General features: G+C 62.9%; 18 protein-coding genes and 1 pseudogene. 8 read left to right on the forward strand and 11 right to left on the reverse strand.

The genetic code is table 11. The annotated features are described in order from the left end of the window. The first annotated feature begins 492 nt into the window (after positions 1 to 492). Entirely contained in the window at positions 493 to 1,317 is an 825-nt protein-coding gene (locus J2X98_RS15375; RefSeq protein WP_307310048.1) for an alpha/beta fold hydrolase, read from the forward strand. Positions 1,318 to 1,567: 250 nt separating this feature from the next. Next, a complete protein-coding gene (locus tag J2X98_RS15380) occupies positions 1,568 to 1,879 on the forward strand; it encodes a hypothetical protein (RefSeq protein ID WP_307309788.1) in 312 nt (103 codons plus the stop codon). A 1,128-nt stretch (positions 1,880 to 3,007) separates the two neighbouring features. Here J2X98_RS15380 and J2X98_RS15385 read toward each other — a convergent pair. From J2X98_RS15385 to J2X98_RS15425, 9 genes are all read right to left on the reverse strand, one after another. After that, positions 3,008 to 5,464, reverse strand: a complete 2,457-nt coding sequence (locus tag J2X98_RS15385; RefSeq protein ID WP_307309791.1) for a sensor domain-containing protein — start codon at positions 5,462 to 5,464, stop codon at positions 3,008 to 3,010. 185 nt (positions 5,465 to 5,649) lie between these two features. Further along, positions 5,650 to 5,805, reverse strand: coding sequence for a hypothetical protein (locus J2X98_RS15390; RefSeq protein WP_307309797.1), 156 nt, complete (start codon positions 5,803 to 5,805; stop codon positions 5,650 to 5,652). A gap of 298 nt (positions 5,806 to 6,103) precedes the next feature. Then, the gene (locus J2X98_RS15395; RefSeq protein WP_307309799.1) at positions 6,104 to 6,964 is read right to left on the reverse strand and encodes a DUF6454 family protein; all 861 of its coding nucleotides are present in this window, start codon (positions 6,962 to 6,964) and stop codon (positions 6,104 to 6,106) included. Continuing rightward, a complete protein-coding gene (locus J2X98_RS15400; protein ID WP_307309804.1) occupies positions 6,945 to 8,486 on the reverse strand; it encodes an inositol monophosphatase family protein in 1,542 nt (513 codons plus the stop codon). Before J2X98_RS15400 ends, J2X98_RS15395 begins: the two co-directional genes overlap by 20 nt. A 5-nt stretch (positions 8,487 to 8,491) precedes the next feature. Next, the gene (locus J2X98_RS15405) at positions 8,492 to 9,553 is read right to left on the reverse strand and encodes an ABC transporter ATP-binding protein (protein ID WP_307309806.1); all 1,062 of its coding nucleotides are present in this window, start codon (positions 9,551 to 9,553) and stop codon (positions 8,492 to 8,494) included. 73 nt (positions 9,554 to 9,626) lie between these two features. Continuing rightward, positions 9,627 to 10,496, reverse strand: a complete 870-nt coding sequence (locus tag J2X98_RS15410) for an ABC transporter permease (RefSeq protein ID WP_307309807.1) — start codon at positions 10,494 to 10,496, stop codon at positions 9,627 to 9,629. Then, a complete protein-coding gene (locus J2X98_RS15415) occupies positions 10,496 to 11,458 on the reverse strand; it encodes an ABC transporter permease (RefSeq protein ID WP_307309809.1) in 963 nt (320 codons plus the stop codon). Before J2X98_RS15415 ends, J2X98_RS15410 begins: the two co-directional genes overlap by 1 nt. Next, a complete protein-coding gene (locus J2X98_RS15420) occupies positions 11,455 to 12,615 on the reverse strand; it encodes an extracellular solute-binding protein (RefSeq protein ID WP_307309811.1) in 1,161 nt (386 codons plus the stop codon). The genes J2X98_RS15415 and J2X98_RS15420 overlap by 4 nt, the downstream gene beginning before the upstream one ends. Before the next feature lie 427 nt (positions 12,616 to 13,042). Further along, complete coding sequence (locus J2X98_RS15425; protein ID WP_307309814.1) at positions 13,043 to 15,946, reverse strand: alkaline phosphatase family protein; 2,904 nt, start codon at positions 15,944 to 15,946, stop codon at positions 13,043 to 13,045. Between the two features lie 152 nt (positions 15,947 to 16,098). On the opposite strand from J2X98_RS15425, the pseudogene J2X98_RS15430 reads away from it, so the two are divergent. The 5 genes and pseudogenes from J2X98_RS15430 to J2X98_RS15450 form a co-directional block, all read left to right on the forward strand. Next, positions 16,099 to 16,245, forward strand: a pseudogene (locus J2X98_RS15430) (CsbD family protein); the annotation flags it as partial. 297 nt (positions 16,246 to 16,542) lie between these two features. Continuing rightward, entirely contained in the window at positions 16,543 to 17,670 is a 1,128-nt protein-coding gene (locus J2X98_RS15435; protein ID WP_307309816.1) for a S53 family peptidase, read from the forward strand. A gap of 9 nt (positions 17,671 to 17,679) precedes the next feature. Further along, positions 17,680 to 17,895 carry a hypothetical protein gene (locus J2X98_RS15440; RefSeq protein WP_307309819.1) on the forward strand — a complete coding sequence of 72 codons (216 nt, stop codon included), beginning with the start codon at positions 17,680 to 17,682 and terminating at the stop codon, positions 17,893 to 17,895. 206 nt (positions 17,896 to 18,101) lie between these two features. Next, entirely contained in the window at positions 18,102 to 19,766 is a 1,665-nt protein-coding gene (locus tag J2X98_RS15445; protein WP_307309822.1) for a phosphodiester glycosidase family protein, read from the forward strand. A 156-nt stretch (positions 19,767 to 19,922) separates the two neighbouring features. After that, entirely contained in the window at positions 19,923 to 20,321 is a 399-nt protein-coding gene (locus tag J2X98_RS15450; RefSeq protein ID WP_141941057.1) for a nuclear transport factor 2 family protein, read from the forward strand. Positions 20,322 to 20,487: 166 nt separating this feature from the next. On the opposite strand, the gene J2X98_RS15455 is transcribed toward J2X98_RS15450, so the two are convergent. Together J2X98_RS15455 and J2X98_RS15460 are read right to left on the reverse strand one after the other, a co-directional pair. Continuing rightward, positions 20,488 to 20,793, reverse strand: a complete 306-nt coding sequence (locus J2X98_RS15455) for a hypothetical protein (protein WP_307309825.1) — start codon at positions 20,791 to 20,793, stop codon at positions 20,488 to 20,490. A gap of 169 nt (positions 20,794 to 20,962) precedes the next feature. Then, a complete protein-coding gene (locus tag J2X98_RS15460; RefSeq protein WP_307309828.1) occupies positions 20,963 to 21,415 on the reverse strand; it encodes an SRPBCC family protein in 453 nt (150 codons plus the stop codon). Positions 21,416 to 22,177: 762 nt separating this feature from the next. On the opposite strand from J2X98_RS15460, the gene J2X98_RS15465 reads away from it, so the two are divergent. After that, positions 22,178 to 23,200: a LacI family DNA-binding transcriptional regulator gene (locus J2X98_RS15465; protein WP_307309831.1), complete on the forward strand. Its 1,023-nt coding sequence runs from the start codon at positions 22,178 to 22,180 to the stop codon at positions 23,198 to 23,200. Positions 23,201 to 23,250 lie beyond the last annotated feature (50 nt).

The raw sequence follows: 23,250 nt of genomic DNA on the forward strand, positions 1-23,250 counted from the left end.
GTCCTCTCCGGCGAACTGCCCTTCGACGAGCAGACCATGATCGCCGGACACGGCGAAATGACACCAAAGGAAGAAGGCGCCCGCCAGGTTGCCACAGCCTAGCCTGCAAAACAAATTGGCCTGGAGCCCTGAAGACCGCCCGAACAGGTTCGCCTGTACGGGCGGTTTTCATTTGCCCATAACTTGAGGACTCACAAAGTGAGCTAATGGACCACACGACGGCCCGCTCGCTATGGCCGAGCAGGTATGCAACTCCTGACAGCGGTCCTTGAAGCTTCCTCGTTGAACTTCCCTTCGCCGCACTCTCCACTGTCCTGGCCGTTAAACTCCTTGTCGCGGCTCCGGTCGATACAGGCCGCCGATGTGCCGATTCCCCAAATGGGTTGGATCGTCGCCGCCTTGAAAGTCACAGTGGCTGGAACCCTAGGATTTCTCTATTTCCCGTGGATAGTCTGGGAAAGAACGACACCCTACGTGAGGGTCAGTGAGAATGTGGTCAAAGCAGCTGCTGCGGTAAGCGCCCGAAACAACGTCACCTTATTGGGCCGGGAGGACGGGCCTGTGTTGATGTTTGCCCACGGCTTCGGCTGCGATCAGAGCATGTGGCGGAAGCTGCTCCCCTACTTCGTTAATGACTACCGGCTGGTGCTTTTTGACCATGTTGGTGCAGGACATTCCGACATCAGCGCCTATGACTGGGAGAAGTACGGGTCCCTGAATGGGTACGCGATGGATCTGCTGGAAATTTGCGCCGCCCTTGAACTTGAGGACGTCATCCTGGTGGGACACAGTGTCAGCACCATGATCGCCGTGGTCGCCGCAGCGCACGAACCCACTCGTTTTTCCCACCTGATCCTGCTTGCTCCTTCACCCCGCCATACGAACGACCCGTACGATGGCTACATCGGCGGCTTCTCGAGGGAAGACATCGAAGGCCTGCTGGCATCTCTGGACAGCAACTATTTCGCCTGGGCCGCGGCGCTGGCGCCCATAGTCATGGGCAACCCGCAAGAGCCGGAATTAGCTGAGGACCTGCGTGTCAGCTTCTGCCGGACAAATCCGGCCATCGCACGACACTTCGCCGAAGTAACTTTCTTCTCCGACACCCGTCCTGAACTGAGAAAGCTGCACACCAGCTGCCTCATTCTGCAATGCTCCAACGATCGCCTTGCCCCGACCGAAGTGGGCGCCTACCTGCACAAGAACCTGGAACACAGCACCCTGGTGCAGCTTCAAGCCACCGGGCACTGCCCCCACGTAAGTGCACCGGAAGAAACGGCGCGCGCGATTGTGCACTACCTCGACACCCAATCGTGACAGGCCCCCGCCGGCGTCCTCTCGCTAGACCTTGAGAACTTTTGTCATGACACCCTTCGGTTGCCCGGCACCAGATGGTTTGATCCCACATCACCGTGGTATCGACGCGATCCAGCCCTCGCGTCAGCCCGACCTTCTCGCATTAGTAACCGATTTACGTTCAACGGCCGAATTCTGTTTGAACTTGAACGAATATGGCTGAACGGTATTGGGTGTTTTTATGTGAGTGTCCGTTGGCCATTAGATGTGGTTGCCCAACGACCTGACCTTTCTGGCCCTTTGTCTCGGAGGAAGCGGATTCGAACCAATAGAGGAAGGCCAAGCCACGATCTACATTCCGCCGACCGTCCGAACAACACCAACGGCGGCGGACAAGGCGGCACCGGCACAGAGTTCGCTGGCCTGGAGCTGCAGAGCAGGCAGCCTGCGCCTGGCGGCCAGCGCCAATTTGAACCCGGACCGGCGCTTCCCGTCCATGTTCGGGCAGGTCCACGGGTCCGCGCCGGGCAATGCCCGCCAAGGCATCAGCAACCCGATCGTCGCATCGCCAGTGCGGCCCTGATGCTGGATCACTTCGGGCTGCATGAGGAGGCCCACCAGGTGGAAGCCGCAATCGAAGCGGCCACCGGCGCGGTCACCTGACCCGCGACGTCGGCGGCAACGCCACCACGGAGGACGTCACCGACGCCATCATTAAGTCCCTGAAGCTCGCCCCGGGCAGCCGCCTAGCACTTGCCCGAAGCAGCTCAACCAAAGGGTGAGGTACTACGGCGGGGCGCCAGTCGCCGTCGTACCGCGGAGGTCCCTACCCACGCTCGCAAGCTCGCGTCGGGGCCCTTGAGACGCCGCTTACCCCGTTTTATCCCCACGCCAGCGACATTCCAACAATGAGGTTGGAATTAAGGATCACATCAGCACTCACGCCGCTGCACCGGCGGCCACGAAAACCCGGTGGTACCGCCAGCTCTACTTCAGGGTTCTCTAACGTGGAGTCTCGATATTTCGATTGCGGGTGCTCCGGCCCAGCCATGTCGGCGTTAAATAGGGGAAGCCCCACCAGCAATGCTGAAGGGGCTTCGACTATTTTGATTGCGTTATGACGAACATCATCTCCCGAACTTGCGGGAGTCCTGGTGCTTCCTGCCTCGTCACCGGCAGACCACTGCGGATCAGATCCACCGTGCCTTCCAGACTTCCCCTGTTGTCCGTTCCCGTCCTTCTTTCGAAGAACGTATACACAGTGTTACGCCTGATCTTGTGGTGGTGCAAGAGCCAAAGATCCCAGCGGAGGGCGCCTTTTCTGAGCGACTACCTGATCGACTCGCCCGGTGTTGGGATGGGGCTGCCCTCCAGCCTGTATGCGCAGAACCTGCAGGTACCTTCGCGATCTCGCTAAGAGAAGGCTCGGACATTCTCATGTCCTGAACAACCCGGCGTCATCTGATGGTTACCTGCAGTCGCTCTCAGTCTACGACCGGACCGGCCGCTCCAACAGGGGCGCGGGTCCCATTCCGTCAAAAATATCGTGAACCTCATTGGACACATGCCAGAGCACCTGTCAGCCCCATGCATGGTTGTTCCAGTCCGCCATCGAGGTTGCGAAAACGCCCCCGGCTTGCTGTGAGCAGGTCGGGCCGATGAGGTGGCTGCCGGTGACCGGCGTATATCCGTACACCACCATCCGGGCGTCTTACTGAAGCTGTTGTGCCGTTTTCCGCACCCGGCTGCGCAGCCAGGCCGGGACGTGATCGGAAGGAATCGATTTGCTCCACAGGAAACCTTGAGCGCGCGTCACACCCAGACGCCGAAGTTCACCGAGTTGATCGAGGGTTTCGACGCCTTCGGCGATGACGTCAAGTCTGAGGCTTTTCGCCATGCCCAGCACAAGCTCGATGACTGTTCCGGCGCGGGGGTCTTCTCCAAGTTCCCTTATGAAGGTGCGGTCAATCTTCAACGTCTTCGCCGTGAGCCACTTCAGATAGCTGAGGGAAGAATAGCCTGTGCCGAAGTCATCGATGGAGAGGCAAACACCCAAGCGGGAGAGGCGCTGCAAGGTTTCCCTGGGCAGATCGGGTTCGTCCATGAGGACCGTTTCCGTTATTTCCAGATGCACGGCTGCAGCGTCGATGCCGGTATCCCGGATGGCGGCTTCGACGATGTCCGGGAAATTCTTCGCCACCAACTGGCGTCCGGAAATGTTCACCGCGGTCGTCAGGCTTGCCGCGCCATCTATCTGCTGACGCCACTGGTTCCCTTGGCGGAGTGCTTCGTGCAGGACCCAGGTGCCTATCGGAATGATCAGGCCGGTCTCTTCGGCGATGGGAATGAATGCTTCAGGGGATATGAGGCCGTGGTCCGGGTGTTCCCACCGCAGGAGCGCCTCGAAGCCCAACGGGGCCTCCGAATCCAGGTCGATAATCGGCTGATAGTTCAGGCGAAGTTCTCCTCTGTCCAGGGCCAACCGCAGGTCTGATTCCAGGTCCAAGCGTCCGCTGGCCCGTCGGGTCATGCGGGAGTGATAGATCGCTGAGGCGTCCCCACCAGCAGATTTCGCCCGGTACATCGCAGTGTCCGCCCCGCCCAGCATGGACTGGGCCGTGTCATCGGGCCCGGCGAGCGCAATGCCGACACTGACGTTCAGGAAAATCTGCCGCTCTTCGACCTCGAATGGAGACCTGATGCATTCACGGATCCGCCCGGCCAATACTTGGGCGGCACGCATTCCCATGTTCTCGCAAACGATAATGAATTCATCGCCCCCGAAGCGGCCCACGGTGTCACCGGCCCGAACTGCCTTCTTCAAGCGTTCACTGACGAGCATCAGTATCCTGTCTCCACCGCTGTGGCCAATGCCGTCGTTGACCAGCTTGAACCGGTCGATATCGACGAACATGACGGCAGGGCAACAACCCTGGTCAAGGAAACCCTGCAGCACCTCGGTGATCCAGTATCTGTTCGGCAGACCTGTCAGGGCGTCGTGCCGGGCCTGCCATTCCAGGATCTGTTCCGCGTCCTTGCGCTCCGTGACGTCCAGCACCGTGTCAAGGAACTGAAGGGGTTTCCCGTCCGGGCCATCGACGCTGCGTATCCTCGAATGCAGCCACCGCTGCCCGCCATCGGGCCGGAGGAGCCGGTATTCAACATCAGCGAAACCTGCCCCTGCCCGCAGGCTCCGCCATACCCTCCGCACCAGGTCACGGTCCTCGGGATGGGTCCGCTCCAGCATCCGCTCCCACGACAACGACTCCCCCGGCCCGAGGCCCACGATCCGGGCGAGCTCCTGTGAGTGCCACGCCGTACCCAGATCGGCCGAGTACTCGAGGCTTCCCACGTGCGCCATCTCCTGGGCGGCCAATAACCGACGCCGCTCCGCATCAGCTTCGGTGCGCAACCGCTTGATTTCAGTGATGTCCCTTGCGATCCCGGAAGCACCGGCCAGCGTCCCGTCCTGCCCATAGACCGGGGACACCGTCAGTTCAACGTCAATGAGCGACCCGTCCTTACGCCGCCACCTAGCTTCCAAACCCGGAACGAATGCCCCGTTGCGGATCCGTTCGGCGACCCGCTCGCCCACGTCCTCCGGCCCTCGGGTCGTGAAAAGCGCAGGGTTCTGGCCCACGGCTTCCGCCGCGCTCCAGCCAAGCATCCTGGCGGCGCCCGCGTTCCAGCTGCTGATCTTCCCATCCATGTCAGCGCTGATGATCGCATCACCGGAGGACTCCACCATCGCCGAGAGCCGGCGCAGGATCGCCTCTTGGTGCTTCCGGTCGGTGATGTCTTTTGAAATGGCCACAATATCCACCGGCACCGTGTGTCGGCCCCTGATTGGGCTGATCGTTCCATGGACCGGGAACTCCCTGCCGGACCGGTCCCGCACCCAGAACTCCCCCGACCAGTCCCTGCCTCTCGCTATCCACTCAGCGATTTCCTCTCCCGTGGGCCCCGGAGCGAGGGTCTTGAAATTACCGACGATTCCCAGCTCAAGAGGCGTCCTTCCCAACACCTCTGAGGCTGCGTAACCATAGAGACGCTCCGAGGCACGATTCCAGTAGGTGACCCGCCAACGGTTGTCCATGCCGATCACGGACTGCCCGATCTCATCGAGCAGCAGCGACTGTGTCAGCAGATCATCCTGTTGCCCGGCCATTGATCCTCCGTGTTGTCCTCGCCCCGGTCCAGCACGCAACCTCCCAGTTGCTGAAGTCTAAAACAGTCCGGGCGCTTCTGCCGGGGATCGTACCCAGCTGCCGAGGATTGTATCCAGCTGCCGCGATTAAACCCCGCGCCGACCGGCCTTGGTTTTCCATTGGAAAAGCCGTGTGACCAAGCCCGTCACATCGCTATGCCCACAGACACCACGCGCAGGACCATGCCCATCTCCGGAACGTCGCGGCCTCCCACTGTGATGTGTGCACCCTGCCTGAGGCCAGGCAGGGCAGGGCTCAGGTCGACCACCGCCGCGGTCAGGATAGCCAGAATGGCCAACACGATGCGTGTCAGCTATTGCGGCGTTTGTCGGTGCGGATTGAGCTCGAGGTAAGGCACTGGGCTTCAGGTTTCCGATCCCAAGCTGCTGCATCTTTTTCGCTTCGCCCCCCAACAGGATCAGGTGGGCTGAAATAGCCAGGACCGCCGGGCTCCAAAGACAGCAGGCGGAAGGCGCACCAGCCAGGGACTTGAACCCGTCACCCCACACGCCTTAGCTGCAGTCAGGCGAAGAGCCGAACCTTGTGCCCAGGCATAGTTGCAGTACGGAATCTCGATTTACCTGACGGTTCGGCCTGTGCTAGCTCATCCTGTAGCTGAGGATCCGTGTTCCACCGTTGTCGTCGCCGTCGTCGGGAGCCGCGTGAATGTGAAGTCCTGATTCAGCTGGAGTGACGGTAACAGGGTTCCGTGTGATGACGTGCCCGGCGGTACTGAATATGCTGATGGGTATATCCCGCAAGATTCTCTGCCGCTGCGGTTCCACCAGGGCCAGTCCCCCCAGTTCGAAAGCCGCGCCGTTTTCCTGCGGCAACACGGAAATTCCTGTGCACAACAGCAGGCCCGGGCCCAGCAGTTGGGCGTCCTGGTAGTCAATGAAGTGGCCCGGGTTCGCCCAGCTGGCGACCATGCGGCCTTCACTATCCCAGGTATGGAGTTGCCGGGAACCCCAGCTTCCGCCGAAGACGAGATTCAGTCCTGGATCCCGGACGATCCAGCCAATGTGGTCATTCACTCGGAACCGCTCGCGCACCTCGAAGCTGGACGGATCAATCGTGTAAACGATACTCCGCCCTCCAGCCCGGTATTCGGCTACCGAGACCCACACGTGTTCGCCGTCGAAGTCAATGCCTCCGGGGTGATACATGGTGTCCTCGCCGAGGACCACGTCGCGGATTAAGGCACCTTGTGAGTCGAGAACGAAGATGTGGCCCCTTCCCCGGCCCGGAGTGCGCAACGCTGGATCTGCGGCGGGGCGCGGGGCGTCGAGGATCTCGACAGATGACAGGAACGTCAGACCCTGCGCGAACACCATGCCCTGCGGGTGGTGCGTCGGGAAGCCGAGGCGGACTTCACCGATTAATTCGAAGCGGCTCCGCCTGTCCAGCGTGAACACCGCATCGAGGAGCGGTCCCTGCACCTCAACCGCGGGCGCTGTCATGTGCTTTCCTCCATAGTCCGTACAGCTCGGAGGAGTATTCCGGACGCGCCGCCAACACCCCGCCATGCTCCGGGAAGGTATCCGTTTCGCCAACAGCATTCAGCACGACGCCACCGGCCTCTTGAACGATCAGCGTGGCCGCCAGATGATCGACCGGGCTGAAGCTGCCGATGATGGCTCCGGCACCCCGCCCTGCGGCGACGCCCACCACAGTCATCGTTGCCGACCCCATGATCCGCATGATGCTGTGCCGGTCGCCGAGCTGCGCGAGCAGGTCCAGCATTCCGGGCCACGGCAAGTGCCCGGCGAGTTCCGTCGCCACGACGGCTCCGGCAAGAGACGCGGGCGCCAGGGTGCCTTGGGAAGCGAGCGATAGGGGCTGACCATTCAGGTGGGCGCCCCAGCCGGCCACGGCTTCGAAAATCTCGCCGCGCCATGGATCCGCGACGACAGCCACCTCAGGTTTGCGGTCGACAGCCAAGGCAAGCGAAAACGCCGTCCAGGGAAGGTGGTTGACGTAGTTCGTGGTTCCGTCGACGGGATCAAGGTACCAACATGGTGCCCCGGGCACCGCGGTCCCACCCATTTCCTCTCCCACCACGGTGTGGCCGGGGAGGCGGGCCGCAATGACTTCGCGGACATGGCGCTCGACGGCGACATCGACTTCCGTGACCAGATCACCGGGGTTGGCCTTGGTCGAGACCTGGCCGCGATCGGCGTCGCGCATGTACCCGACGGCCCATGCGGCGAGTTCCAAGGCTACTTTTCGGGATTCGAGAACCTCGTCCCCCGCCAGCCGCCGGGGAGCCTGGGCCGAGGACCATCCGTCGGGGTCTTCGGCGATCGCGCCTTGCAGCAGATCCAACCGGTTGCTCGTGATCGAATCCACGCCAAGTGCCAATGCCCAGCGCATGGATTCCACGTCGTCTACGGTCCAGCAAGCAACTTTGGCGCCCGTGGCGTGGATCTGTTCCACGATGTCCTTGTTGAGAACCACGTACTCGGAATTGACGTACTCGGGCTTCAGTTCCGTAAGCAGCTCTTTGGGTGGGGCGATCCTCTTGTTCCACGGGAGCCAGATCCTGGCTGCGGGGTCTATGGCGCGGACGGTCCGCATTCCCTCGAGGTTGCCGCACCAGGCCACATTCACGCCGCCGTCGCGTACAACGGCGGCGGCGGCCTCTGCCAGGCCAGCTTCGTCCATGTCAATGAGCAGCGTTGACCGGCTGCCGCGGAACAGTTCGATGGCTTCGGAAAGCAACGGGATCCGTTCCGTGCCCGCTCCCAGTTGCCTGATGCGCTCATAGTCGACAGCCGCAGCGTCGGCGTCCAGACCCCAAATCCTCAACAGCGAGGCGTCGTGGAGCAGGATCACCTGCCCATCCTTCGTTACCCGGACGTCCACCTCCACGAGGTCCGCACCAGCGTCGATGGCAGACGCGATGGCAGGCAGCGTGTTCTCCAGGTGTTTGCTGGAATCGCCCCGATGTGCCGTTGCGCGGGTCCTTTTGGTGTCAATCATGTTGGTCAAAGTGCCGCACCGGCCTCTGCCACCAGCCGTCCGTCCCGGAACGTCATGGCCTTGCGGACCCCCGCATATGTCTGCTGGCCGGCCTGAACGAGCTCACCGCTAACAAAACTCCGTAGCTGGGTATCTCCCCTGCGCACATACACTTCCTGGAAATGTCCCCGCGGAACGACCCTCTCGACAGTGGCCGGCACTGCACCGGCGAAGGGCGCATCTGCAAGGATGACGTCCTCGGGTCGAATCCCGAGAATGTCGGGACCCGAGGTGATGAGGCCGTCGACGAACGAGCCTTCCAGGCGGTTCATGCTGCCGATGAAGGTGGCTACAAACTCGGTTTCCGGGCGGGCATAGAGGGCCTCGGGGGTGCTGTATTGCTCGATCCTGCCAGCGTTCATCACGGCGATGCGGTCGGACATGGACATCGCCTCTTCCTGATCATGGGTGACGATGACCGTGGTGATGCCCAGCTCCTGCTGGATCCTGCGGATGTCTTCACGCACTTTGACACGCAGTTTGGCGTCGAGGTTGCTCAGCGGCTCATCGAGCAGCAGGAGCTTCGGCTCCTGGACCAGGGCCCTGGCCAACGCCACGCGCTGCTGCTCGCCACCAGAGATTCGGGCGGGTTTGGAATCCTTGTGGTGCAAGAGGCTGACCAGCTCAAGGACTGCCTCCACCCTGTCCTTGATCTCGGTCTTGGACATTTTGCGGAGCTTCAGCGGGAAGCCGACGTTCTTGGCTACCGTCATGTGGGGCCATAGGGCGTAGTTCTGGAACACCATGGCGCTGGGGCGATTCTCCGCGCCAAGGTGTGACACCTCTTGGCCTTCCACCTCGATGGAGCCCTCGTCCGGTTGCAGGAAGCCGGCGATCATCCGGAGCGTCGTTGTCTTGCCGCACCCGGAAGGGCCCAGCAGGGATACCAGTTCGCCCTCTTTTACCGAGAGGTCGAGGTTGTCGATGATGGTGCGGCCACCGAGGATTTTGTGAAGGCCACGGATGGTCAGGCCACCGCCCGAGGCGGCAGTTCCGGTGCTTGTTGTGCTGGCGGAGGGTTCAGTCACTGGTTCATGAAGTGTCATGGGGTCTCTGTCTGACGTTGAGCGCGGGCGTGCTGCGTGGGTTGAGTACGGGCCGCTATTTAATCTGGAATCCTTCGGCGAGCTGGCCACCGAGGATGTGCTTGTGCGCCGCGAGCATGAGCGCGACGGACGGGATGGCCAGCAGGATGGAAAAGACTGCCGCCACCTGGGTGGGATAGTTCAGCACCAGGCTGTACATCTGGGTGGGCATGGTCATGAAGTCCGGTGCACCCACCAGGTATGTTCCCTGGGCTTCGTCGAAAGACGCCAGGAACGACATCACCGCCGCAACAATGATCCCGGGCAGCGCCATGGGGAGCGTCACGGAAGCGAACACGCGAAGTTTGGAAGCGCCGGCGTCGCGGGCAGCTTCCTCGAGGTTCCGCGGCACGGCAGCGAACGCTGCCGCCGGGATCCACGTCATGAACACCACCGTGCCCAGCACATGTACCACCAGGATTCCCAACACGCTGTTCATGAGGTTCAACGCGTAGAAGAGCGCAGCAAGGGTGACGAACAACCCCATCTTCGGAAACGCATTTGTGGCGAACAGGCTGATCAGGAACAAGCGCCGTCCGGGGAAATCGAAACGGGCGAACGCATAGGCCGCCGGCAGGCAGATGACTGCCGAAACGAGCACCGTTAGCGGGGCAAAAAACAAAGAGTTCTGGACCGCGATACTGAGCGCGCCATCGTTGAAGACGACCTGCCACCAGCGCAGCGTCCAATCATCAGGTAGGAGATTGGGGAACGTCCAACTACCGGCGAAGGCGCGCACGCCCAGCCATAGCAAGGGGCCCAGAATGAAAACGAGCATCAGGATCACGAACAGGCCCACGAGGGCACTGCGGAGAATCGAGTCCAACGACGGCGGCCGGCGGGTGGAGGAGGCCGTGCGGGCCCGGGAAACAGGAGTGTTAGACATCAGACTTTCCCTTGCTCCTTGGCGGAACGGAAGTTAGCCCACACATACAGCGCGGCAATTCCGGAGGCAATCACGAAAACCGTGAAGGCCATGACGGCCGATTGCTGCGGCTGATTGAAGGAGGAGAAGTAGTTCGACATGTCCACACCGAGCATGTTGGGCGAGTTGGGCCCCGTGAAGTAAGGGACCGTGAACGATCCTACGATGCCAATAGCGGTGAACGTCGTCGCGATGATGATCGGAACGGCAGCCATGGGAATGATGACGGAGACGATCGTCCGCAACGAGCCAGCGCCGGCGTCGCGGGCTGCTTCAATCATGGCGTTCGGTACCGACTGCAGCCCGGAGGAGACCATAAGCACCGCGAAAGGCAGCGACGTCCACACCGAGCCGATGATGACCGCCACCATCGTGAACGCCCACACGGGGAAGTCAAGCCCGACGATGGCGAAGACGCTCCGGAGGAAACCCGTCCCCGAGTAAAAGGTCAGGATGGCCCAGGAAGCGATCACCACCGGGATGAACAGCGGCACAATCGCGAGCCCGGAGAGCAGCCGGGCCATCCGGCCACCCTTGAGTTTGAGGTACAGCCCAATCCCCAGGGCAAGAAAGAGGACCGTGATCGTACTCACCAGCGTCACAATGACCGTGACCAGGAGGTCCCCGAGGAAACGCTGGTTCGAGAACATCTCCTGGTACGCCGCCAGCGTTCCCCACCAGCCCTCGGACTCGTGCACGTTCTGGCCAATGGTGGCAATTGTGTGGTTCAACCCGCCGTTCAAGCCGATGCTGAACCCGAAAGCAAGCACGATCGGGAAGCCGACAAAAAGAGCGATCAGCAGGATCGGCGGCAACGCCATGAAGAACCCGACGCCTCGCTGGCCCAGACGCTTGGGGCGCCTGGCACGGGCCGGCGGAACCGTTTGTTGCCGTTCCGCCGGCTTGGGAAGCGTGCTGGTCACTGGCCGGGAACCTTCTGGTCCCAGAGGTTGTTCAGGTCTTTGCCCATTTGGTCAAAGTAGCCCTTGCGCAGGTTGTTCGTGTCTGCGTCTTTGAACTTTTCCTTCACGTCAGCAGGCAGTTTGTCCAGGCTGATGGCCGGGAAGCCGGACATTTCCTTGATGATCATGGTTTGCGCGTCCGGCGACAGGACGAAGTTGGCGAGCTTCAGCGCAGCCTCCTGGCGGGGCGAAGACTTGGGGATGCCGAGGTAGGCGGCACCGCCGGTAAAGGACGGGTCGCTGATCTGAGTGGCCTTCACTGTGGAAGGGATCTGGCCGTTGGTCAAGCCGGTGATGAACTGGTCTGACCAGACCGGAGCCATCGAGATCTGCCCACTGGCGAGCAGGTCAAGGGTCTGCTTGTTGCCGTTGGGGTAGACGCCTTTCTGGAAGACGGACGAGTTGAGGTCCTTCAACGTCGCGAAGCCCTGGTCCCAGTACGACTCCAGATCCTTCTCATAACCCACGGCCATCTTCGCGCGGGCGTCGGCCGGGACGAACTTGTCCAACACAGTGGCAACGAAGGCCCCCCCGGAGCCGCCCGACTTCGGCGAGTTGTACGTGAACTTGCCCGGGTTTGCCTTAATCCACGCGAGCAAATCATCCAGGGTCTTAGGCGGCCTAGCTACTGTCTTGGTGTCATAGGCCAGAAGCACTGCAGAGCCGCGGTACGGAATGCCACCTGTGCCTCCGGCTTTGATGACATCCTGAGGGACATCATTCAGGGCCGGAATCGTCTGGGAGCCCACGGGGGTCAGCAGATTGGCCGCTGAGGCCTTGGGAACAAACCCGCCGTCCACCAGGTCAAAGTCAGGTTCCTTGTTCTGCTCCGTCGCGCTGGTCAATTTCGCCAAGGTCTGCGAATCGTGCTCACCGTGCAGATCCAGCGTCACCTTCACGTCGTAGCCAGGATTGGCTTTCTCGAACGCCGGAACAAGGCTCTTCTCCCACAAGTTCTGAACATTGGTATCCCCGCTGATGAAGACGGTGACCGTCTTGTCCGGAGTAGCGCCGGTCCCATTGTTTTGGGTCGAGGAGGTACTGCTTTGGGCGCAGCCGGTCACAGCGGTAGCTGCAACAACGGCGACGGCGGCCGCTGCTAAGAAGCGGTTGGTCATGGGTATTCCTTCATCTTGTCTCGAAAAGTCCCCCGAATGCACGGACAATCTTCCAGGGACTACGTGACAGGACAGCGCATGGCATATGAACCGACGGTGAACCCAACCAAAATGTTAGGACATAAGAACATTGGTTCAATGACCGAGCGATCCTGACGGGATCCCGACGAGCTGAGCCCCCGCGCGACGGTACGTGCCATCGACGGGGGCCGACTGCCGCAGCCACGACGAGCATCCCAGTCGAGGGACTTCGACGGAACGAATAAGCCCCACCACTGCGAACTCATGGCGACGGCAGTCTTGTTGGCTGGGCGCCCGACCGTTTGGACGCGTTAGTGGACGGTCGCGAGGGCTGGACGATGTGTATCCAGCCCTCGCAGGCTTTACGCAGTGATACTCGCTTAGACGGGGCGCGGGCCGGGCGTGCTTAGTCGTCTTCGTGGTTGGTTGATCCGGCGGGAATGCCGGGCACCTCGTCAGGGCCGTAGATCTTCTCATCACCTGGGTAGGGGGTTGACCAGTTGTGGGCCTGGTACCAGGTCCAGCGGTTGAACAGGTTGGGGTCCGCGTAGTCTTCCTTCGCACCGTTGCCTGTGAGGTGCTGCTTCTCTGACCAGTCGTCCCACTTTTCGGCGGTTTCCTTCATGGGGGCCGGGACGGCGGTGGCTTTGGCTGCGGCGTCGTTTACCGCGGCAGCCGCCGCTCCGGTCTGGCCCAGGGTGTCGGGGCCGCAGGCGGGTGCGGTCTTGACGCCCTCGGTGAGGGGAATCTGGTTCGGGACCGCAGCGAATGGTGTCAGGTCGGGCTTGTTGGTGAAGGCGTCGAACATTGGGGTGGCTGCGGCCACCTTCTGGTTCAGCGGCTGGGCGCCGAGGATCTGTTCAATGGTCCGGACCATGTTGATCTGGGAGTAGAACGTGCTGACAGTTCTTCCGTGCACGGCGTAGGGGCTGATGACCTGGACCGGGGCGCGGTGGCCGTCGACGTGGTCGGTACCGTTCTGGCTGTCGTCCTCGGCGATGAAGATCGCGGAGTCTTTCCAGTACTCGGAGTGCGAGATCTCGTCGACAATCTTGCCCACGGCGAGGTCATTGTCGGCGACCTGGGCTTCCGGGTCGGCGGTGCCGCCGGTGTGGTCGCTTGAAAGCCAGGTCATCTGGAAGTTCTTCGGGCCGTTCTTCTCAAAGTCCTGCTTCCAGGCCTCATAGCGGTAGATGTCCGGCACCGAGGTGTCGAACGGTGCTGCGTTCGGGTCCGTGATTTCGTTGAGTGACGGGATGGCCGAGGCGGCGTGCATCTGCAGTGCCGGGGTGAAGAGCTGGGCGGGGTCGCCGCCGGCCATGGTGCTGGTCGCGGCGCAGTAATACTGCTGCCACGTCGCCCCGGCGGGCTTGCCTTCCTCGGAGTCGAATTCGCCGTAGTTCCTCGCGGTCTTGCCTGCGTCCTTGATCGCGGTCCAGAGAAAACCCGAGCGTTGGTGGCCGAGGACGTCGTCCTCGGTGTCGTAGGACCGCTTGTACTCGCCGGCGCTGGTCTCGGTGTAGGCCGGGTCATCGCCCTGCATCATCCAGTTGTGGCCCTCGGCCGAGTTGGTGCCGATGTCGTAGGTGTTGTCATACAGGCCGAACTGGCCGGCGAAGGCGTGCTGGTTTGGGGTGACTTTCGCACCGAACTGGGCCAAGGCGGCATCCCCGTTGCCCTGCTTCATGTCGCCGTAGACCTGGTCGTAGGTCCGGTTTTCCTTCACGATCAGGAAGACGTGCTTGATGGTCGACGGCTCCCCAATCCGCTTCGGGACGGCGACCGCGGGGATCTTGGCGGCCTCCGCAGCCGTCGCGTCCTTCACGGAGCTGCCGTCCCAGCCGTTCTGCTCGAACACCGTCTCGGTGTTCTTCTGGATCTCTTCATCGCTAGGCAGGGTGAACCTGGTCAGCGACGCCGTGGTGGAGTGCGTCCCGTGACCGGTCGCTGCGGTCGTGTTCGGCCCCTCGTTGATGGTCACTTCCGGTCCGCGCGCGTCGATCCCGCGGATGTTGGTGACCACGATCTGGCCGTTCACCACGGTGACATTTCCGGGGTAGTAATCGGTCGGCAGGAGGCCGACGTAGCTGGCGGGGTCTTTCGGGTCCTGCTTGTTGACCTTGTAGACCGCAACGGCGTTTGCGCGGCCGAGCGAGATCAGCAGGTGGTCGCCCTGCATGGTGATGGCGGTGGGCTCGTAACCGACCTGGGAGGAGGCCCAGGGCTGGGTGGCGATGGTCTGAAGAACCTTGTTGCTGGCCGTGTCCACCACCGAGACAGTGTCACTGTTGGTGTTCGCCACGTACAGGGTGGTGCCGTCCAGGAACAGCCCGGTCGGGTGCAGTTGAACGTCGATCGAGGAGACCGGTGCCGCCGCGTTGGCCGTGTCGATGACGCTGAGCGTTCCAGTCGTGGAGGTGCCGAGGTTGGGGTCCGCCGGGACGTCAGTGCCGTAGGAGTTCATCGTGGGTTCCCCGGGCAGTGCCGGGCGGCCACCCTCGTTGGAGACGTACAGCCTGGTGCCGACGAACTTCAGTTGCCGCGGCGCGATCCCCGTGGCGAAGGTCTGCTTGATCGTGCCGGCGGCGGGGTCGATCGCGACGACCGAGTTCTGGCCGTTCACGGCGGCGTAGAGGGTCGAGCCGTCCGGGGAGAAAGCCATGCCGGCGGTCAGGGCCTGCTTGTCACCGGCGGCCGGAATATTGATCTTGGTACCGGCTCCGAGCGAGCCGTCCGGGTTGAAGGGGTAGCGGACAATGCCGGTCGCGACGGGCTCATAAAGGAACTTGCCGTCAGGTGAAAAGACCGGGCCGTCCTGGCCCACCGAGCCATCGGTGATCTGCTGGTACGCCATGTTGGCATAGCCTGCGTTGGCAGCCGCGGTGGCAAACGCGGTAGCAGCTTGTGTGCCCGCGGCCGCGACCGGCTTGTACGTGGTGAGGTCGAAGACCTGCAGGTCCACGGACCGGTCGGCGCTGGTCCCGACGAGGTAACGGCCGTCCGGGCTGACGGTCGAGCCCATGATTTTGCCAAAGGGTGTCATTAGGCGGTCGCCGATGGGCTTGATCGCCTGGTTCGAGGAAATCTGCTCCCCCTTCTCATCCTCGGAGCCGACCTGCTGTTGGCCGAAGGGAAGGGTGGAAGCAGTCGCGATGCCGGCGCCACCCAGAATGGCGAGGGTGCAGCTGGCGGCCACGATCACAAGCGGCCTTTGGCTGCGAACGGATCGTGAGAGCCTGCGCAGCACGCTCGTGCTGGGCTGTTCTTCGGTAGTGGATTGTTCAGGGACTGCCGGCGAGGGTCTTGTCATGCCTGTGAACGTACGGGCCCTGGATGACATCGAGGTGACGGGTTTGGTTACTTCAGGCAACGGTTTGACGCCAAGCCGACCAAGGATCCGCACTGCCAGGGTGGAAGGGGGCGCGGCAACTTCAAGCCCGACCAGGCAGAGGAGGAAACACCATAGGGTCGGGTGACCAGATTGAGAACGACGCCGAGAAAGCTGGCGGTAAGGGCAAGGAAGCGGCCGGGAGTGCCGCGGGCCGGACTGACCAGGGCAACGGCGACGTGAAGGACGCCGGTGAAAAGGTCAAGGACGCTTTCGAACGCCGTGAACGTCCCGTGCTGTGCGAACCCACCGACGACGAGAGCGGTTGCGAGGATTAGGATCTGGAGTGCTTTGCGGGTTCTCATGCCATCCAGGTGTGCGGCGCTTCACAGCCGTCACCGGCGCGGCAATGGCCAGTGACCTACGTTCGGCGGTAAGATATCCGGCCGCTCCTGCCCTAGACTGTGGGTGGTCTCTTCTTTCGTATTTCCCAGCCCTTCAGCCGAACACTGCCGGGCTTTCAGGCGTGCGTGGCGGCGGCCAAAACTTTGGTCTCTTCTACCCACCCCGGGGGTCCCATGTCCTGGCTTCACCGTGCCGCAACTGCTGTCGCAGCAGCCGGCCTTCTCCTCACTGCCGCCGTGCCCGCCTCTGCCGCCCCGGGCCCCACCAACCCGGGCCAGGGGACGGAGCACGAACACTTCGCCAACCACCCGCTGCGGGTCCTACCGCAGGTGACGAACACGACGCCGACCGGCCTCTCGCCCGCCACAATCAAGCAGGCTTACAGCTTCCCGACTTCGGCCCTCGCCGGTGCCGGCAAGACCATTGCCATCGTCGACGCCTACAACGACCCAACCATCGCCAGCGACCTGTCGGCATTCAGCACCCAGTTCGGGCTGCCTGCCTGCACGAGCGCCAACGGCTGCTTCACGAAGGTCAACCAGAAGGGCGGGACCAAGTACCCGCAGTCCGACTCCGGCTGGGCGCTGGAGATCGCGCTGGACGTCGAATGGGCACACGCGATCGCACCGGGTGCCAAGATCCTGCTCGTTGAAGCCAACAGCAGCAGCTTCACCGACCTGATGACCGCCGAGGACTACGCTTCCGCGCACGCCCAGTACGTCTCCAACAGCTGGGGAGGTGCCGAGTTCAGCGGAGAAGCATCCTACGACACCCACTTCAACCGTTCGGGCGTGAGCTTCTTCGCCTCCGCCGGGGACCAGGGCGCACCGGCAACTTACCCGTCGGCATCGCCGAACGTGATTTCAGTCGGCGGAACCAGGCTGAACTTCGACAGCACAGGCGCACTGTCCAGCGAAACCGGCTGGAGCAGCTCCGGCGGCGGATGTAGCGCCTTCGAAGTCGCTACAGCGGTCCAGGCCGCTTTCAGCCAGTACGCCCAACTGAACTGCGCGGGCAAGCGGGCCACTCCTGACGTGTCCCTGGACGCTGACCCGGCCTCCGGGGTCTCCGTCTATGACTCGACCTCGTACAACGGACAGACCGGCTGGTTCACGGTCGGCGGCACCAGCGCATCCTCTCCGATGTGGGCAGCCCGCGCTGCGGACACCGGCGCACTCGTCAACGCCTCCTACGTGTACGGCTCCTCGGTGGCGTTCCGGGACATCATCACCGGCAACAACGGCAACCCCTGCCTTACCGGCGAAGACATGGTCACCGGACGCGGCAGCTGGGTCGGCTAACAAGATGAGATGACCGCAACGACCGTCAAAGGAAGCGCACTATGGCGGGGCCAGGGAGTCCGCGTGCAGGCCGGGGGCCACGACCTGGGAACAGGCGTCGTGGATGACCTGACCGAGGACGGCTCCATCGTCTGGATTGTCTTTGGCGGGGCTGAACCGCGGCGGATGTTTCTCGAAGAGGACGCTGCCCGGTACACGGTGCTGCCGCCGACCTCGATCCGCTAGGCCGCCGATTGGCGATCCGGTGCGCGAGCTCCTGGTCCGCGGCGCCGATCCGCCGGCACCCGACCGCCGGTTCGTTGGGGTCACGCATCGGGCGCGAATATCTGGAAACAGTCTTCCGAACAGATGGTGAACAGTTGCTGGCAGCATGTCCAACCGCGGCGTGTGGGAGCCCACTCTGACTTCATCGCGCCTTAGTGTCGATAACCATGACCTCCCCCAACCATCGTCACCGCCGCTCGGTCATCACCGCGCTGGCCGTGTCCCTCCCCTTCGCCTTCCTCACCCCAGCAGGCGCTTCCACCGCGGCGCCCACGGCTCCGGCCCAGGATCAGCAGACTGCCGCGTCACAGCCCTCCCACCTGGATCTCGGAGCGCAGGACCTGCCCGAGACGCGGAACGTGACCACCCTGGCCCCGGGCCTGACCCGGACCACAATCACCCGCGGCGCCCCGAACCAGGACTTCTTCTGGACCGCCGAAGTCGCGGTCCCGTCCATCTCGCCGGACCCTGACGCCCCGGCCTCCGCATTGTCCACCCAGGCGCAGGCCCAGAAGGTCGCCGACAAGCTCACCGCGGCCAACCTCACCGCCCGGGTCGAACACGTCCAGTCACCCCAACTGGCCGACGCTGGCGGGGACCTCGGATACCGGGTGCGGGTGGGCCAGTTCGGCTCCAAGGCTGACGGCTCTGCCACGATCGATCAGATCAAGGCCGCCGGCTACAAAGCATCGGTGATCTACACCGGTTGGGACGGCGACGCCGGTTCCAGTGAGAATGACCGCGGCCCCTGGAACCTCCAGGTCCTCACCATTGACCCGAAGGAATTCCACGGGGACCTCACCTCTTCCTTCGGGCCCAACCTCGAAGACCGCGAAACCACAAGCCAGCTCTCCGCTGCCGCCGGGGCCCTGGCAGCCGTGAACGGCGGGTTCTTCACCATGGACCCCGCCGCAGGCGCCCCCGGGGACCCCGCCGGGACCGCAGTACACGATGGGAAGGTCCTCAGCGAACCCGTCGGCGACCGCCCCTCCCTGGTCCTGGACAAGAACGGCACCTCCATCCAGCGCCTGCACTGGCACGGCACCGTCAGTGCGCCGGGCTCAGCAGAACTCCCCCTGGACGGGATTGACCGCGTGCCGGGGCTCATCCGCAACTGCGGCGGCACCAATGACACCCCGACGAACCTGCCGCTGCACGACTTCACCTGCACTGACGCCAACGAAATCGTGGACTTTACCCCCGATTTTGGCCCCACCACCCCGGCTGGCCCCGGACTCGAAGTCCTCCTGGACGCCCAAGGCACCGTTACCGCCGTCAACCATACCCGCGGCACCGCGGTACCCGCCGGCGGCCAGAGCCTGCAGGCCATCGGAACGGACGTCGACAAGCTCGCCGCCCTGGCCGTCCCGGGCAAGAAGCTGAAGGTCGACACAGATCTGCTCACCGAAGATGGCAAGACCCTCACGACGAGCACCACCAGTGACGTCGTCAACGGCGGCCCCACCCTGGTCCAGAACGGGCAGCTGGACGTCACGGCCAAACGGGACGGCATGGTCCGCACCAACGACAGCAACAGCTTCTTCTACGGCTGGGTCCACAAGCGCAACCCCCGCACCTTCGCCGGGGTCGACACACAGGGCCGCACCCTGCTGGTCACCGCAGATGGACGACAAACCACGTCCCTGGGGCTGAGCCTGAATGAGGAGGCGCACGTGGCCAAGTCGCTCGGCATGGTCAACGCGATGAACCTGGACGGCGGCGGATCCACCACCATGGTCCAGAGCGGCCAGGTCATGAACTCCCCCTCGGACCCCACCGGCGAACGCCCCATCGGCGACGCCATCCTGCTCCTGCCCGGCCGCAAGCCGTAGCAACAACGGGTCCAAGGCCCGGCAAAAAGGGCGCGCTCAGCGAACGGGGCGCGCCTTTTCTGTGCTCTCATGGCTTTACGGCGGATGGCACGAGCCCCTCTGCAGTCAGCGATGCGGGACCTTGCCCGTGAGCCCAGGTGCGCGTAGCTTGTCGGCATGAGCCAAAGGGACGAGTTCATTCGTTGGGTTGAAACGACTTTGCACGACGCAGAAGTAGCACTTCATAACGGTGACGCCGACCCTCGTCGGGCCATCTGGTCCCGCAATGAACCGGTCTGCATTCTTGGCGCTTGGCGCAATGCCTACGGCCAGCAGGAACTGGAAGAGCTCTTCTCTTTACTTGAGAGAAGCTTCTCCGACTGCAGATCCTGGAGGTTCGAGATGCAGGCATGCGACGTGATTGGCGACATGGCGTACACGGCGGGCCTGGAACATTCCGCCGTTTCGACGAACGGGGTGCCAAACTCCTACACGCTTCGGGCAACGCAGGTCTACCGGCGCGAGGATGGCGAATGGAAGGTCGCCCACCGTCACGCTGACACCGTTCCCGAATGATCTGCGGAACAGTACCTGGCTCCGGTCCCATAGCCCTGGCTTCTTGCCCGATTCCTGAACCACCCTTTACCGCATCCCCCACCCGTCGTTGCGGCGACCACTTCCGTCAGATTGCAATGCCGCATTATTCACTGCCACGCTGGAAATGTCTCAGCGACTGATGTTTCTATTCTTGTGGCCGGTCGTTGGGGAACCGCTCCGGGTGCTTTGGGTCCCTGCCCCGCTTCCGCCAGTACTCGTCGCGCTGCCAGAGCGATATGCGGACCACCCCGGTCCCATAAACGATCACGAAGACAACCTCAGCGGCCAGCATCCCGAGGCGCCATGGCAAGGGGATGTTCGGGATGAGGTTCAGCACCGCGAAGACGGGGAGAAATGGCAGTGACCAGTACGTGAGCCGGGTGATCCTGCGTCGGGCTTCCTCTTTGGACGCTGGGGGTCGGCCGCCCTGAGGTTGTTTCGCCGGTGGCATGGATGAACTGAATCATCAGCCTGGATCCCGGGCAACGCGCTTGAGCCGATCTTTCGGTGCCGGCTATGGAGAGGCTGGCTCGTCGGTTCCCTGGATCTTCTGGAGCGTGTCCGCGCTGGCGGCGGTTTCCATAGGACACCGTCCGGGTCCAGGGTGTCATCTGCCGGCTTTACGCCGTTTCGTTGGGCAATGAGGATTCGAGAACGGATTTGAGGTTGGCCAGCTGGGCCGCTTCGGTCTGCATCGTGCGGTTGATCATCGGTCCCATGAGTTTCATGAGCCCTTTAGGCTGAAGGTCAAGGATGAACCGGAGGGTGGTCCCGTTGGGGGCGACGCTGAGCAGGTATACGCCCGTGGGGCGGGCGGGGCCGGCCACGACCTGGAAGGCCAGGCGCTTTCCCGGCTCCGCCGTTGTGATTTCGTAGTCGCCGGCGATGGGCCGGCCGCCTGGGCCGGTGAGTGTCTGGGTGTAGATGGCCCCCACGGCTCCGGGGTTGCCGCTTTGCAGGGCAATGTGCTGGATCCCGGAGCGCCACTTGGGGTTGTTCAGTCCGTCCGCAAGGAACGCGTAAATGTCCTCCGGTGAGCGGCTGATGGTCGTCTCGTTCTCGGCGTGAGCCATGGCTACCCCTTAGATGTCCGTGGTCCCGTCCTGCTTCTTTTGGACCGGCTCGCTGATGTATTGGTGATCCCCATACTGTACGTCCCCCGCCCCAGGCCGGACAGGCGCCTCCCACTCCTCAATAGCACCGGGACCAAGGCCGGAAGCTTCACAGGAACGTTCACTCCCACTTCCTTCTCCGCGGCCAACGGCGCTCCGCAGGTCAGTGGCCAGCTCGTGGGGACGGCAACGGCCGCCATGGGCGGGGCCACCCAGACCGCTTATCAGGCCATCACGACAACCGTTCAGTCCGCCAGGCCGACGGCACATGTAACATCCTCAACCTTGCCCTTGGGCCGCTACATCTGAAGTTTTGGGCCTCGTCGTAGACCTGAACCGTTGGTAGCGGTGTGAAGGGCGTGGCGGCCCTGGTGAACGGGCTGCCTGGACTATCAGCAAGGACTCCAGCGCTGCCCGCCATGAGGGCGGCCACTGATTGAGGCGGGTGGCCCCGTGGAGGCCACCCGCCTCAACGCCTGATAAGAGCAGTCCCTGGGTGCGGGCCGGCCTTGTCCCGTGGACCTCTGTCAACGGCCCCACGTTAGGACCGCGGATCGACAGCTCAATTCTCGGTATTGGGCCCTTCTTCATCCACAGTGAACGAGGCGAGGAAAAAAGCCACCCCTTCCTGGCTTGGGTCAACGAGTTCCTTGACTCCTACAAAACGTTTTGCATATAGTGATGCACGCAACATACAAAACGTTTTGCAAAGGAACAGCGTCGATGGCGACCAAGGTAAACATCCGGGACGTGGCAAAAGCCGCGGGCGTCTCAGTAACTACTGTGTCGCATGCCCTCAGTGAGGCGCACAGCTCGCGGGTCAATGCACGGACCGTGGAGCACATCAAAGCCGTAGCCGGTGACCTCGGCTACGCACCCAACCGGCTGGCCAGCGGCCTCCGCAACCAGCGCTCCCAAATCCTTGGCCTGGTCAGCGATGAGATCACCACCACCCCTTTTGCGGGCGCCATGATCCAAGGCGCCCAGGACGCCGCCTCTGAACACGGGCACCTGCTGATGGTGGTCAACTCGGGCCTCGACAACGAACTTGAGAGGCAGGAGATCCGCGCACTGCAGCAGCACCAGGTGGACGGTGTCATCTACGCCCGGATGTTCAACCAAGTGGTGTCCGTTCCAGAAGAGCTCAGGGCAACGCCCACTATCATCCTGGATGCGACGTCGGACAATGCAGGCTTGTCCTCCGTGGTGCCGGATGAGTCCGGCGCCGGCGGGTCCGCCGCCGAACTGCTGGTCGCGGCAGGCCACCGCCGAATCGCCATGATCAACAACGAGGACGATATCCCCGCCGCACACGGACGTCTTGGAGGCTTCCGCGCGGCGCTGGCCCGACACGGACTGGAGCTGCCGGCGGACCGCCTCGCGGTGGAACATCCGAGCACGGCCGGGGGACGCGAAGCTGCGCTGAGGCTCCTGACGGCACCCGAACGTCCCACGGCGCTGTTCTGCTTCAACGACCAAATGGCCATGGGCGCATACCAGGCGGCCGGCCACCTTGGGCTGGAAATCCCCGGTGATGTCTCGATTGTGGGGGTGGACAACCTGGAACTCATTGCCGACGCGCTCTGGCCAGGACTGTCCACCATCGCGCTCCCCCACTACGAGATGGGCCGCTGGGCTGTCCTGAAACTCCTCAACGAGCTTGAGGACCCCGCGGCCGCGCGGGTGCACGAAAAGATAGCCTGCCCGCCCGTGGAGCGGTACTCCGTCGCTCCACCCAAGAGCTGAAGGCAGAAGCGGCCCGATCAGCCGTCAAGCTACCCAGACCCAAAAAGAGG

It is taken from the genome of Pseudarthrobacter enclensis (assembly GCF_030811655.1).
In the GTDB taxonomy this organism is placed as follows: domain Bacteria; phylum Actinomycetota; class Actinomycetes; order Actinomycetales; family Micrococcaceae; genus Arthrobacter; species Arthrobacter enclensis_A.